The organism is Sphingopyxis sp. Root1497 (assembly GCF_001427085.1).
In the GTDB taxonomy this organism is placed as follows: Bacteria; Pseudomonadota; Alphaproteobacteria; order Sphingomonadales; family Sphingomonadaceae; genus Sphingopyxis.
Genome location: NZ_LMGF01000005.1, coordinates 80737 through 94109 on the forward strand (window position 1 = coordinate 80737; position 13373 = coordinate 94109).

The 13373-nt window shown below is 64.1% G+C and carries 6 protein-coding genes; 4 read left to right on the forward strand and 2 right to left on the reverse strand.

The window, feature by feature from the left end:
• The first annotated feature begins 47 nt into the window (after nt 1-47).
• Together ASD67_RS14810 and ASD67_RS14815 are read left to right on the forward strand one after the other, a co-directional pair.
• Nucleotides 48-4865, forward strand: coding sequence for an autotransporter outer membrane beta-barrel domain-containing protein (locus ASD67_RS14810; RefSeq protein ID WP_156377730.1), 4818 nt, complete (start codon nt 48-50; stop codon nt 4863-4865).
• Nucleotides 4866-5037: 172 nt separating this feature from the next.
• A complete protein-coding gene (locus ASD67_RS14815; protein WP_162248593.1) occupies nt 5038-5961 on the forward strand; it encodes a cupin-like domain-containing protein in 924 nt (307 codons plus the stop codon).
• 239 nt (nt 5962-6200) lie between these two features.
• Here ASD67_RS14815 and dld read toward each other — a convergent pair whose 3' ends face one another.
• Both dld and ASD67_RS14825 read right to left on the reverse strand, forming a co-directional pair.
• On the reverse strand, nt 6201-7901 hold the full coding sequence (gene dld, locus ASD67_RS14820; protein WP_056348772.1) for a D-lactate dehydrogenase: 1701 nt from the start codon (nt 7899-7901) through the stop codon (nt 6201-6203).
• Between the two features lie 6 nt (nt 7902-7907).
• The gene (locus tag ASD67_RS14825) at nt 7908-9212 is read right to left on the reverse strand and encodes a cytochrome P450 (protein WP_056348775.1); all 1305 of its coding nucleotides are present in this window, start codon (nt 9210-9212) and stop codon (nt 7908-7910) included.
• Nucleotides 9213-9454: 242 nt separating this feature from the next.
• Between ASD67_RS14825 and ASD67_RS14830 the strand changes: the two genes are divergently transcribed.
• Entirely contained in the window at nt 9455-11773 is a 2319-nt protein-coding gene (locus tag ASD67_RS14830) for a TonB-dependent receptor (protein ID WP_056348778.1), read from the forward strand.
• 59 nt (nt 11774-11832) lie between these two features.
• Nucleotides 11833-13368, forward strand: a complete 1536-nt coding sequence (locus ASD67_RS14835; protein WP_056348781.1) for a class I adenylate-forming enzyme family protein — start codon at nt 11833-11835, stop codon at nt 13366-13368.
• The last annotated feature ends 5 nt before the right edge of the window (nt 13369-13373 follow it).

Genomic DNA, 13373 nt, shown 5'->3' on the forward strand with positions numbered 1-13373 from the left:
AACGTACCCTTTTGTGCGCCTCGGCGCTTTGCGGAAGCCTTATTCTCGTGCAGCCAGCCCAGGCGGCCTGCACGACATCCACCGACGGGCAGAAAACCGTCGCCTGTACCGGCGATACGGCATCGACGGTAGCGATCGGCGCCGATGTCGACCGCTTCACCAACGACGGCAATATTGCGGTATCGCTCGGCCTCGCGGTTACCGCCGGCACGAACACCGGCGATTTCACGAATAGTGGCACCATCACGTCGACCTCCAATCAGATATTTTCGGTCAGGATCGACGGATTTCGGGAGGGGGCCGTCCTTTCTAACAGCGGAACCATTTCGACCGGAAGCAATGGCGCGGCGGCGATCGCGATCGGCGGCATCGCGACCGTCCGCAACAGCGGCTCGATCGTTACCTTGCCTGGAAGCGGCAATTCCATCGGACTGGCGATCGAAGGAGGCGGCGATATCGCGAACCTCGCGGGCGGCGAAATCCGCGGCGGCTTCGCCGGAATCCGCACGTCCGACCGGACCAGGCTCGTCAACGCCGGAACCATCTCGGGCGCCAACGGCGCGCTTCTAGGCAACGGATCGAGCGTCGATAACAGCGGAACCATTACGGGCAGTTCGAACGCCATCGCGATCGCTGCGGATGGTACGGTCATCAACCGCGAAGGCGGCCAGCTGATCGGGACCGGAATCGCGCCCGCCATATTGCTGCAATCCGGATCGAACACGATTTTCAACGCGGGCCGCATCGACACGACGGGCACGTCGTTCGGCAGCGCGGCCACTGTCGTCATTCTGCGTGCAAGCACGGACAAGTCGAGCACGCTCGTCAACACGGCGACCGGCGTTATCGGCCATCCGGGTCAGGATTCGGGCGACGACGCCATCCTCGGGTCTGGCGGCGCGCTATCTATCGCCAACGCCGGGCTGATCCATGCGGATATTTCTCTGAACGGAGGAGGCGCGCCGAGGACCGTGCTCAACGGCTATGATCTGGCAGGCAACGCTGTCGACGGGCCCAGCCGTATCGAGGGCGACCTCTACTTCAATGGCAGCGACGACACGGTTCGCGTCCGCAACCGCGGTACGATCGTCGGCGACATTTATTTCGGCGAAGGCGTCAACGAACTCTACAACAGCGGGACCATCAACGGGAACATTTCGGACATCGGGGACGCCGCCAATCATATCGTTCTCGCCGGGACGCTGAACGGCGATGGCAGCTTCCAGGGCACCACGACCCTTGAGGTTTCGGGCGTGCTCAACGGTTCGATCGTGCTCGGCGGCAACGACGACACCGTGATCGTCAACGGCCCGCTCACGATCACGGGCGAGAACAGCATCAACGTCGCAGGCGGCGGCGGCGACACGGTGATCTATCGTGGCGAAACCGGCGCAGTCGACGCCTGGCGCATCAACGCCGAGAAGCTGATCAAGGACGGCGGGGGCACGACTATCCTTGGATCCGAAGGTGCGACCTTCCTGGGCGGCGTCACCATTGCTGACGGAACCCTCGTGTTCGGAACCGACCGCGCCGCCGACGAGATCGTCGGCAATGCGTCGATTGGCAGCAGCGGCGTCTACCGCCTCGACGGAACGCATCTCGGCGCGATCGACATCGCGGCCGGGGGTGTCCTTCTGGGAACGGGCCGCGTCGGTGACGGCCGCTTTGCCGAGCAGGTGCTGACCAACGCGGGAATCGTCGCGCCGGGCCAGGGCGCGGGAAGCATCGGAACGCTTACCGTCATGAGCGACTATACCCAAACGGCCGCCGGTCGGCTCGACATCGAGCTTGGCGCGCCCGGTATATCCGACCTGCTCGAGGTTCGTGGAGCCGCCAATCTCGCGGGCGGAGTCAATTTCATCCCGCTCGATCTTGCGGACACCGGCACCTATACCTTCCTGACCTACGGGTCGCGCGCTGGTCAGTTCGACCGGGTCGGTGGCAGCGGCCTCTTCTTCAGCTATGCCGTAGACTATCTCGGCGACCGGGCGGTCGTGAACGTCGTCAAATCGACGCCCACGCCGACCCCGACGCCGACAGGTTGCTCGCCGGCCGACCCGGCGCCGGGAACGACGGTGATCTGCAAGCCGCCGATCAACGGCCGTTATGTCTTTACGGCCGACGACCTCACCGTCAGCGTCGAAGGTTTGCTCGAAGCCGCAACCGACGGCACGCTGATCGGCACGCGGGGCGACAACGCAACTGTCAAGATACTGGCCGGTGCGGGCATCGTGAACGGCCGCGAGAACAGCGGAGCGATTGATCTGAGCGGAGCGAACCTCCAGCTCCTCAATCAGGGCATTATCGACGCCGTCGGCGGCCCGGACCCCGCAGCAGTGGTCGTGCTGGCGCCCGACGAAGGCACGCGCGCCTATCTCCGCAACGCCGACGGAGCGCGGATCGGTCATGCAGGCCCCGGGGCACCCGTCACGGCGATCTATGCCGACGCCCTCATCGGCGGCGCGCCGGGCGACATCGCGATCGAGAATGACGGTTCCATCTATGGCGACCTCGATCTCATCCACACGGCAAGGGCGCTGATCGACAACGGTTTCGTGATCGACAGCGCGACACAGACGTCGGGCCAGCGCCTGATCGATGGCAGCGTCAGGACCGGCGCCGGAAACGACGAGCTGCGCAACAACGGAACGATCACCGGCAGCATCGAAACCGGCGCGGGCGATGACATCGTCATGAACTATCCGGGCGGGGTCATCGGCGGCGATATCCGCCTTGGCGTTGGCGACGACGTCTATTCGCAGGAAGCCGGCCGCCTCGACGGCGCGCTCGATGCGGGCGAGGGCGACGATCTCGTCGAGTTCGGCGGCTCGATCGGCGGCAATATCACGCTCGGCGCGGGCGATGACGCTCTCGGCATCTATGGCGCAGCCGAACTCGCGGCGGGTGCGGGGATCGACGGCGGCTCTGGCCTCGATACGATCATATTCGCCGGCAACACGGGCACCTGGGACGCGTCGCGCTTTTCGGACATCGAAGCGCTCGGCAAACAGGGCGGTGGGACCTCGGTGATCACCGGTAACTGGATGCTCGGTCAGGGCGCGACCAGCGTCGTGGATTCGGGCATCCTCGAGCTTGCCGCCGGCGCGGAATTGTCGACCGCCGTCGAGGTGGCGGCGCGCGGGACCTTCCTTGTGAACGGGGTAGTGCGGAACGGTGTCACCATCACCGAGGCCGGCGGCATCGTCGGCGGTAGCGGTTCGATTGGGACGGCGGCGGACCTTGCGGGCGGCCGCAAGGCCAACCTCGTGAATGCCGGCATCGTCGCGCCGGGCGGCCTGCTCGCGGGGAGCGAGTTTGGAACGCTGACCGTGTTCGGCGACTATCGGCAGGGCGCCGCCGGCGAACTCCAGATCGAGCTTGGCGTCCCCGGCACCAGCGATCTTCTGAACGTGCGCGGCGCCGCCGCGCTCGACGGCGCGGTCCAGTTCGTGCCGCTCGATGCGGGTGTTCTGGGCGCCTATACCTTCCTGAAGGCGACAGGCGGGGTGACCGGCCAGTTCGCCAGGGTCAATCCGGACGAGCAGCTGGCGCAGCAGGGCATCTTCTTCACCTACGCCGTCGACTATAGCGCGGCCAATCAGGTCTCGGTGAACGTCACGCGGACGCAAACAACGCCGACGCCGACGCCGACGCCGACGCCTACGCCTACGCCTACGCCTACGCCGACACCGACACCGACACCGACACCAACGCCCACTCCCACGCCCACGCCCACGCCCACGCCCACGCCCACGCCCACGCCGACACCGCCCCTGGAATTGGACCTCACCCCCAACCAGCAGGCCGTCTTCGACGCCTTTGGGTCGAGCGGCGTGTTCACCCGGGATCTCGCGGAGGTTCGGGCGGAGCTCAACTGGATCGCCCCCTCGCAGGCAGGTGCTGCGCTTGGGACCTTCTCGGGCGAAATCTATGCCGACACACCCGCCATCGCGGCCCGGGCCGGAAGCGAGTTTGCGCGGCTCCTCGGCAATCGCATGACCGACGCCCGCTCGGCTCGCCTGGAGTCGGGCGAGCGCTGGCACGGCATGAATGTCTGGGCACAGGCGATCGGCAGCTTCGGCGATGTCGAGAACACGGCCGCCGCAGCCGGCTATGACCATCAGGTCAGCGGGCTGGCGATGGGCATCGACGCGACGCCCAACGCCCAGTCCCGGGTGGGCATTGCTGCGGGCTGGTCGACGAGCGAGGCCAAGCAGCATCGAACCCGTTCGCGGGCCGAGGGCGACAGCTACCATGTGGGCGCCTATGCGACGGTCGACTTCGGAACGGCTTTCCTCGATGCGCAGGCGAGCTACGCGCACCACGATCTGGACGTGACCCGAACGCTGGTCACGGGCATGTCGAGCCGCACCGCGAACGGCGACGCGTCGGCAAATGAAGTTCGCGGGTCGCTCAAGCTTGGCGCGAATGCTGGGACGAAGGACCTGGACTTCCGACCGTTCGCGAGCCTCGGCTATGCCCGGGTCCAACAGCATGCGCTCACCGAGCGCGATGCGGGGGACGCGGGGCTCCAGGTCGGCAAGTCCCGGTTCGAGGCCCTGACCGGGAGCCTCGGGTTCGAGCTCCAGGGCAATCTCGGGCCCGACGGTCGCATCCATCCGTTCGCCGACGTTGTGATCGCGCATGATTTCGACCGCGAAGGCTGGGCCGTGACCAACCGGCTGATCGGCGGAGGAAGCGCGTTCCGGATCACCGGGGTGCGACCGGGCCGGACCGCCGGCATCGCAAGCGTCGGCATTACCGGAAATCTGGGCACCGCGCAGTTCCGGATCGGCTACGGCCTCGAGTTGCGCGAGCGCATGGAAGCCCACAGTGTCTCCGGCGGACTGACCTTCCGCTGGTAGAAGGAAGACTCCCGGCCCCACCCCCAGGGCCGGGAGTCTTCGATTTCCCGAAACGAGGCAGACAATGCATTCGAATACCCAGAAAACAACGCAACCCGGCGAAGCCGAACTGGACGGGGATTGGCGCCGCTGGATCGCCGAGAACCTGCTTCTCCATACCGACAAAAGGCAGTTGATCGATGCGATGCGGCGGGCCGGTTTCGATCGCAGCCTGATCGAGCGGGAACTGCGTCTCGCGGAGCATCATCCCTATCTGATCGCGGCGCGGCGCCTGCAGGCGCGGCTGGACAAGCATCGCTGGATCACATCGGTGCTCGGACGGCTCGAACAATTCGGATCGAGGACGATCGAGCGGCGCGAAAGCATCGATTTCGGTACATTTTTCGAGGAATTCTACGCGCGCAACCGGCCACTGATCCTGACCCGGGCTGTTGGGTCGTGGCGCGCCTTTTCGGCTTGGTCGCTCGATTATATCGAGGCGGCGGTCGGTCCCGTCGTTGTGGAACTTCAGGCAGGACGAGGCGCCGATCGTCTCTATGAGCAGAATTCCGCCCAACATAAGCGCAACGTGCCCTGGCAATCCTTTCTGGCCGCGCTTCGCGACGGCAAACGAAGCAATGATTTCTACCTGACTGCCAACAATGGTGCGGCAAATCGAGACGTGCTGGCCCCCCTGTGGGAAGATTTCGGACCCATCGACGGCATCCTGTCGGGGCATTCGCGGGAGCAGGGTTTTCTGTGGCTTGGGCCATCCGGAACGATCACGCCCTGGCACCATGATCTAACGAACAATCTCCTCGTTCAGATCATGGGTCACAAGCGTCTGACGTTAGCATCCCCCGCGCAGACGCCGCTGATGCGCAATCATTACCATTGCTACAGCGAGTTCGGCCAGGATGCCACCTGCCGGGTGGCCGACGACGGGGCGCGGCCGCATCTTTTGCACTGCGACCTCGCCCCCGGTGAGCTCATTTTCCTGCCGATCGGCTGGTGGCATCATGTCGAGGCCCTCGATGTGTCTGCCAGCCTGACGCTGACAAATTTCCAGGGTCCGGACGACTTTCACAAGGATTATGCGACATTCGGCGAGCTCTGAGAGAAGGTCGTATTGAAATGGCGTCGTTGCAATTGCCGTTGGGTGACGAATGCCATGGCGCATGGTCACCTTCGGGGTCTCTCGCGTTTGCCGCCTTGAAAGGTCGGGCGACCGATGGTCCGGTTCTCACGATTTGCGTTCAGAAGCGGACTGTCGCCAACCGGCCATTAGCATCAACGCTACTTCCCTCGAACACCCGACGAGATGCTGATTGCAGTAGCGAGCAAAGAAGGACCGACCTATTCTGGACTGGCCCGGTGCAACCAATTCCTCCCGCGCGTCAATCGACCGATTCCGGGATTAAAGCTGTTGGTGGGGTCGAGTTCTTGAAAATGCCTCTCGAGCGTTTCCTCGGCATGGTAGAGATGGCCGACGCCGTGCTCTGCGGGATATTTGGCACCACGAGCATTGTGAAAAGTAAGGAGTTGCTCTTCCAGGCTTTCAAGGTTGCAGCCCGCAATGGCGACATAATCCTGGTGGAAGACGTGACAGAAAAAATGTCCGTAGGACAGGCTTTGCGCGATTTGCCCTGCCAGTTCCGGCGGCAAGGTCTCGGCCCAGTCCTGCTTATCACGGGGAAGCGCAATATCGAGCGAGACAAGTCCCGCCGAGGTTTTTGGATTGAGTGCGCGATATCGGATGGCCGCACCCGCCGCTACGAAGCGATGGAGAAAAGCGTCCTCGCCTTCGGCGGGCGAGCAGATCAGATATTCGGCGGCGAGGCCGGGGATCGTTCTACCGAGATATGTTGCCATCTCGGTGGTCGTTTCGTCCGCGGTGCGGATCAGCAGATGATGCTCATAGCGGTCGCGAAGCTGCCGAAGACGTTTCGGGAGATGGTTCGGGAGGAGGGAGGCGATCGCATGGAGCAGCCGGTCGGCGAGATTGGTCGGGATCAGGGGCAAGCTTGCCGTTGCCCGGTCGATCCACTCTTTCATTCGGTTGATGAGCGGCAGCCGGCGCGTTCCCAGCAGCCGTATGGCAAGGAACATGTCCTTGCCGTGGCTCGCGGCAAGATCGAAAGTGCCGCGGTGCATATATTCGGCCGAGATTGGAAGCGTGGCGAAGGTTGAGAGAATGTCGCGGCGGATCTTCGTCAGGTCAGCGGGATCGTTGGTGCCGATGTAGAAGACCTGCGTGCTCTCCGCCCTGGGAAAGGTGTCCGTCCGCACCGCAAACACGGCGAGATGTCCCGCGCTGCCCGATGCCTCGTGCAGAAAGGACGGGTCGGCGTTGTAGCGTGCAGGGGTCGGTTCGTCGACGCTCCGCACCCGGTTCTCATAGTCGATCGCGGCTTCGGGCGGCGGCGCAACGATCACCCCGCGATCGAAGCGGCCCTCCTCGAGAGCGGCGAGCATGTCCTCGGGGCCGGCGGGCAATTCAATGCCGAGGTGATTGACCAGTTCGAGCGCACCCGACGCGCCGCGCCGCGCGAACAGGGCGTGCCGCGTGAAGGCGGGACCGCGCTTGATGAGCGCGCCGCCGCTATTGTTGCAGATGCCCCCGATCACCGAGGCGCCGAGGCAGGAGGAACCGATCACCGAATGGGGCTCGCGGCCCAGCGGGGCGAGCATCCGCTCGAGCTGGTCGAGCGTTGCGCCCGGCAGGCTGATGGCCTCGCGCCCGCCGTCGATGAGATGGGCAGTCTGCAGCCTTCGCGCGCTGACAAGGACCACCGGCCGGTCGTAATCGCCGAACGGCGTCGAACCCCCGGTCAGTCCGGTATTGGCCGCCTGCATGATCACGATCGCGTCGGCGTCGGTGCAGGTCCTGAGGACGCGCCAGAGTTCCACGAGCGTCCCGGGGCTCACTGCCGCCAAGGCTGTGCCTTCGCCGAAGCGATACCCCTTGGTGAAGCGCCGCATCGCCGCCGCGCGCGTGACGACATATCGTCGGCCGACGATCTCAATCAGGCGCCTTGCGAGGTCGGCGTTCGCCATCGCGTCTCAACCGGCCCGCACCATGACCCGCTTGATCGAAACCGCCTGGTTGGTGCGCAGATACTCGGGTGGCTCGACGACTTCGAGCGTGTCGAAGCGGTTGACGAAGGCCGCGATGGCGATGCGCAGCTGCAGGCGGGCCACCATATTGCCCACGCACATATGCTCGCCGTGCCCGAAAGTCAGATGCTTGCGCGCCTCGGGTCGCTCGATGTCGAACCGGTCGGGATCGGGGAAAACGCTCTCGTCACGGTTGGCGGCCGAATACCACATCACGACCTTTTCACCCTTTGCGATTTTCTGCCCCGCGATTTCGGTATCGGCTGTGGCGGTCCGCCGGAATAGCGGCACGACCGTCGTATAACGCAATATCTCTTCGATGGCATTGCCGATCAATTCGGGCTTTCCGCGCAGCCGCGTGAGCTGATCCGGATGGCGGTAGAGTTCGAGCAGTCCCGAGGTGGTCGTGTTGCGCGTCGTCCGGTGGCCCGCCACGATCATGAGCGAGAAGAGGCTTTCGACCGAATAGGGGCGCAAAGGACGGTCGGTCTTGGCGAGCGCTTCATGCGCTGCGCTGAGCAGGTCGTTGCCCAGCTCGGTCCGCTTTCGCTCGAACAGGTCCATTCCATATTTATAGACCTTGGCGTGGGTCGCCGCCACTTCATCGGCAAGTTCGGGGTCGCCGACCGCAGCGAGTTTGTCGCCCCATTCGACCACCATGTCGCGATCCTCGTCGGGCACTCCGAGAAGGTGGCACATGGTTGCCGCAGGCGTGACCGCAGAAAATTCTGAGACCAGATCGAAACTCTCGCCCTTCCGGATCGTGTCGAGCAGTCCCGCTATCCGCTCGGTCACCGCTGGCTCAAGGCGGTTGCTGGCGGGGCCGGCGAGATAGGGAATGACGAGCGAGCGATAGGTGCGATGGTCGGGCGGGTCCATGTTGACCATGTTCGCACGCCGGATGGCAAGCGTCTCGGGCGTGAGGTGCTGGCGGCGGCTCTCGTCGAAGGACAGCAAGGCCCCCGCACCGATCTCCGAAGAGAAGAGTTCGGGATTCTTGCTCACGGCCTGAACATCGGCGTGGCGCGTCAAAACCCAGAAACCCGGCTCGTTCTGCTCATCCTCGGGATGCCAGAATATGGGGGCGGCCTTGCGTAGCGCACGCACATCCTCGGCGGGCGTCCCGCCGAGATAGAGGTCGTGACGCTTGAGGTCGATCCTGAGGTCGACGTCGAACAGCGGCGCGTGAACTGGCCCCTGCGTCGTTTTTTGCCCCGCATAGGGATCGAGCAGCGCGCTCCCTTCTTGCATCAATCATCTCCCAATAATTTCATATCAGGTATCCTTGATATGGGTCTTGGTCAACATGTCTGAGATATGCTGACATTAAACAGCGCATAATGTGGATTGTGCAATGCTTGACATATCATCGACTCCGAGTAATCAAGGATGCTAGATTGTGCGCGTCACCCGACGTAGCATGGCGAACATGGGAGAGGGATATGCTCGAGAGGCTGATTCAAGCGCCGCGTTTGTACCAAGGTCGGGCGCGGATGCTCGCGCACTGCGCGCTCGCGGCGCTGGCGGCGGGGGCCATTGCGCCGGCGGCTGTTCACGCGCAGCAAACCGGCGCCGACGCGGCCGACGCAGCATCGGAAGGTCCTGCGCTGACCGAAATCATCGTCACAGCGCAAAAGCGCGCGCAGAGCCTCCAGGACGTTCCGGTGTCGGTGCAGGCGGTGAGCGGCGAATCTCTTGTCAACCAGGGCACCACCGGGCTTGAAGCGCTTTCAACGTCGGTTCCGACACTCCACGTCAGCTACGGCGGGCTCAGCGAGCAATTGTTCGTCCGCGGCGTGGGCTCGGGATCGAGCGCCGCCTTCGAACAGTCGGTCGGCCTGTTTCAGGACGGTATTTCGATGGGCGTCGCCCGCCTGTCGCGTCTCGCCTTCCTCGACACGGAGCAGGTCGAAATTCTGAAAGGGCCGCAGAGCACGCTGTTCGGCAAGAGCACGATCGGTGGCGCGATCAACATCACGTCGGGCCAGCCGCGCTTTACCCTGGAGGGGCAGGCGGTCGGCCTGGTCGATATCGACGGGGGAACGCGTCGTTCGCTCGAGGGCTATGTGACCGGGCCGTTGAGCGACCGGGTCGCTGCGCGCCTTGCGGTCAAGGCATCGACGTCCGACGGCGCCTTCTTCAACAGCTACACCGACAAGCGCGCGCCCGAGGAGAAGAGCATCTCCGGGCGCTTCAGCCTGCTTGCCAATCCGACCGACAATCTCGAACTCTTCGCATCGGTGCAGGCGAGCCGCGCGACCAGCTTCGGTCGCTCCGCACAGATTGGCTTCGTCGATACGCGTTTCGCCAATGTGAACAGCTTTGTCGCACAGGTGCGCGCACTCGACGCCGATGAAGATTTCACTGCGAGTCGATTCCGCTCGGCCGGTCGCAATCCGAACGCCTGCGACGAATGCGGAAAGGATCGCGCCGTCATCGGAACTTTCCGGGCAACGCTCGATTTCGACTTTGCCAAGATCGTCTCGCTAACCGGCTATATCGACAGCAAATGGCGCGAGCAGATCGATGCCGACGCGACGCCGCTGCCGATCGTCAACACGTTCCTCAATCAGTCGACCAAGCAGTTCAGCCAGGAATTGCGGATCGAATCCGATCCGAACCAGCGCTTCACCTATATCGGCGGTATCTACTTCCAGAACATGCAGATCGACTCGATCGATTCCTGCAGCGACTTCGACCTGGGGGTGCTGGGACGCACGACCAGGATCAGGGGCTGCACGACCACCTATCGCGACGAGTCCACGATGGGCGTGTTTGCCCAAGGCACATTCGAGTTCGCGCCCGGCTTCCGCCTCACCGCAGGCGGACGCTATCAGACCTCGGATCGCAACATCCACAACATCCGCGTCGTTCCGGCCCCGGGCACGGGGACGACGCCCAGCACCGACCCGGTCGTGCTCGCCACAGCCGCCGCGGTCCTCGGGCAGCGTCCTTTCGACGTGAAGCGTTCCTCGGGCGAAAGCAAGTTCACGCCCTCGGTCTCGATCGAGTGGGAGCCGTACAAGGGCGGTCTTCTCTACGGAAGCTACCGGACCGGCTTCAAGCAAGGCGGCTTCGATTCATCGATCGCGACCTTCTCCGACGCCACCTATCAATTCCTGCCCGAGACGGCCGAATCCTTCGAGCTTGGCTATAAGACCAGCCTGTTCGGCAGGCGGGGGCGCCTCAATGTCAGCGCCTTTTCGAGCACCTTCAACGATCTTCAGCTGAGTTCCTTCAATGGCGTCGGCTTTACCGTTCGTAACGCCGCAAAGGCCCGGAGTCGCGGCGTCGAGGCCGAGGCCGAATTCGCGGTCGCCGACGGTGTCACCATCGGCGGCAACCTGGCCTATCTCGATGCCTATTATGTCTCCTACCTCAATGCGCCTTGCTATGCGAACCAGACCGCGGCGCTGGGGTGCGTGACGACGGGTGGATCGCGCGGTCAGGATCTGAGCGGACATACGCTGGCCTATTCTCCGAACTGGTCGGGATCGCTCTTCGTCAATCTGCGCCAGCCTGTGGGCGGCGGCCTGGTCGCAATAGCCGATGGTCGCGTCTCCGCGCGGACCAGCCAGGAATATGGGCCGGACGGCGATCCGAACCGTATCACGGGCGGCGTCGCCCTCTACGACCTGCGCATTGGTGTCGGAGATGCCGATGGACGCTGGGAACTGGCCTTGGTCGGCAAGAATCTCACCAACGAATATGTGCCGAGCTTCGGTTTCAACGTTCCGCTCGTCGCCGGCGCTTATACGGTTCAGGTCGATCAGCCCCGCATCATCGCCGTGCAAGCAAAGGCCCGCTTCTGATCGCGGGGCGGCGCGGCGCGCGCCGCCCCGCGCCGCCTCTCTCCCTGTCGGACGGTCCCATGTATCTGACTCAATGCCTGCACAGAATGGTACAGCGAACGCCGGATGCCATCGCGCTTGTCGATGGCGACGAGCGGTTGAGCTGGGCGGAACTGCGTGACCGGGCGGCGCGCTTCGCCGGCGCGATACGGGCTCTGGGCGTCGAGCCGGGCGACCGGGTGGCGCTTCTGGCCCGCAACGGGAACCACTATGCCGAATATCTTCTCGGCACCTTCTGGGCAGGCGGGGTCATCAACCCGGTCAACACGCGCTGGTCGAGCGCCGAGATTGCCTTCTCGCTCGTCGATTGCGAAACATCGGTCCTCATCGTCGATCCCTTTTTCGACGCGCTGATCCCGGACATCCGCACTGCCGCTCCGCACCTGCGCTACATCGTGTCGATCGGTGCATCCACTGTCGATGGAGTCGCGGGCCGCGAAGCGTGGCTCGACGCCGCTGATGCTGTTCCCGATGCGCTTCGCCGCGGCGCGGATCTCGCCGCGATCATATATACGGGGGGGACGACGGGTAAACCCAAGGGTGTGATGCTCAGCCATTCGGGCATCGCCTTCTCGCAATTGGCGACCCTGTCCTTGCCCGGGGCGACGCCCGGCACGGTCTTTCTCCACTCTGCGCCGCTTTTCCATATTGGCGGGCTCGCCGGACTGTTTCTCGCGCTCTTCGCGGGCGCGGCCTGCGTCTTCCTGCCTGTCTTCGATCCCTTGCAGGTTCTCGACGCGATCGAGACGCACAAGGTGACCGATCTCTTCCTCGTCCCCACCATGCTCCGGATGCTGGTGGATCATCCGCGCTTTGCCGATTTCGATACCGGCAGCGTGTGTCTGATCCGATATGGAGCATCGACGATTGACCAGGCATTGCTCGCCCGGCTCGTCGCTGCATTTCCGCAGACCAGCTTTTGCCAGGCCTATGGCATGACCGAATTGTCGCCGACATGCTGCCTTCTCGCGCCTGCCGACCATGGTCCAGAGGCGTTCGCGAACGGCCGCGCCCGTTCGGCCGGCCGCGCGACGGCGATCTGCGAAGTGCGGATCGTTGCACCCGATGGCAGCGAGGCCCCCCGAGGGGTGTCGGGCGAGGTCGCCGTTCGCGGTCCCAACGTCATGCTCGGCTATTGGGGGCGACCCGAGGAAACCGCAGCGGTGCTGCGCGACGGCTGGATGCACACCGGCGATGTCGGGCGGATGGATGCGGATGGCTATGTCACGATCGTCGACCGGCTGAAGGACATGATCGTGACGGGGGGCGAGAATGTCTATTCGGCGGAGGTCGAGACGGTGCTTTCCACCCATCCGGGAATAGCTGCGCTCGCGATCATCGGCTTGCCCGACGCGAATTGGGGCGAGCGCGTTCATGCGGTCGTCGTACCGAAGCCCGATGCCGAACTCGATCTGGCCGGGATTCAGGATCATTGCCGGGCATCGCTCGCGGGTTACAAGCTGCCGCGATCGCTTTCGCTTGTCGACGAGCTGCCATTGTCGGGTGTCGGCAAGATTCTCAAGACCGAATTGCGCGATCGTTTTCGCGCCGCCTGAACGGG